This is a genomic window from Novosphingobium sp. B-7 (genome assembly GCF_000410615.1).
GTDB classification, from domain to species: domain Bacteria; phylum Pseudomonadota; class Alphaproteobacteria; order Sphingomonadales; family Sphingomonadaceae; genus Novosphingobium; species Novosphingobium capsulatum.
In genome coordinates this window covers 17,494-18,708 of sequence record NZ_KE148466.1, presented here as the reverse complement: position 1 = coordinate 18,708, position 1,215 = coordinate 17,494, and the positions used below count along the sequence as shown (strand labels likewise).

Genomic DNA, 1,215 nt, shown 5'->3' with positions numbered 1-1,215 from the left:
GCGGGTGCTCGGCCATCGCACCCTTGGCCCGCGCCAGGGTGATGATCAGCCAATCGCCTTGCCGGGCAAAGGCCTGGGGCGCGGCATAGTCGATCATGCCCTGGCCGGCGATGAAGAAGTGCGGATCGGCGATGCGCGCCGTGGCGGGGAAGGGGATGGCGAGCGCAAGGCCGGTGGGCGTTGCCTCGAACTTGCCCTGCTGGTCGAGCCGCGCCGGCAGCGCGGCGCGCCACGCGGCAAAGCGGGCGTCCTTGGGGCCATCGCCCACGGCAATCGTGCCCATCAGGCTGGCGCGCTCGGGCACGCAGATCTGGTTGGTGCAGGCAAGCCATTGCGCCTTGGCGCTGATCGGCAAGGTGCTGCCCGGCCGCGCATCGGCCGGCACCGTCACCGGCACCAGCACGGCGTAGGCCTTTTCATAGACATGGTTCATCAGGCCCTGGAGGACCAGGGTCTGCGGCACGGGAAACTGCAGGTCGCCGGCCTTGGCTCCGGCCGGCAGGGTCCAGTCGAGCGACAGCGGCAGGCCAGCGTCACCCGGATTGGTCCAATAGCCGTGCCAGCCCGCCTCTGGCTGCATCAGCACCGCCATGGTCACGGTCTGGCCCGGCTGGGCGGGCCCTTCTGCCAAGAGCGTGGCGCGGATATGCGGAACGCTGCCGCCTTGATCCTGGGCCTGGAGCGGCTGGGCGCCGAGCAGGGCCATCGGCAAGAGCCACAAGACTGCAACAATTGCGCGCAATGGCGGGGTCAGTTGCGCCAGGGCGCCCGTCATGCTCTTCCAGAATCGCTGCAACAGGGGCACACGCTCTCCGTTTCCGGCGCGAAAGATCAGTCTAACGCCCGCGCGATGTAAGGCACATGGCCGGCGCCGTCCAGAACGCCTCTTGGTGAATACCCCAAGGGCGGGATGGACAAGGCCGCAGGCATTCCGTTGAGGTACGTTCATGCGAAACAAACCGGTCCTGACTTCCGCCCTCGTCGCCCTTGCTACAGCCAGCCTCGTTGCCGCGCCGGCTGCCATGGCCGCGCCGCCAGCGCCGCAGCCCCTGCCTGCTGCCCCAGTGCCTGCTGCCCCGGCGCCCAGTGCCGCAGTCACCACGCCACCGCGCCTGGTGATCGCGCTGGCGATGGACCAGTTCTCGGCCGATCTCTTTGCCGAATATCGCAGCCACTTCACCGGCGGCCTGGCACGGCTGGCCAGCGGGGCGGGGT

The 1,215-nt window shown here is 69.1% G+C and carries 1 protein-coding gene and 1 pseudogene; one reads left to right on the top strand and one right to left on the bottom strand.

What is annotated here, in order from left to right; all coding sequences use genetic code 11:
* Window positions 1-775, bottom strand: a 775-nt coding sequence (locus H926_RS0120560) for a protein-disulfide reductase DsbD domain-containing protein (protein ID WP_043610705.1), incomplete at its 3' end; no start/stop codon positions are given.
* A 172-nt stretch (window positions 776-947) separates the two neighbouring features.
* On the opposite strand from H926_RS0120560, the pseudogene H926_RS33750 reads away from it, so the two are divergent.
* Window positions 948-1,215, top strand: a pseudogene (locus H926_RS33750) (alkaline phosphatase family protein); the annotation flags it as partial.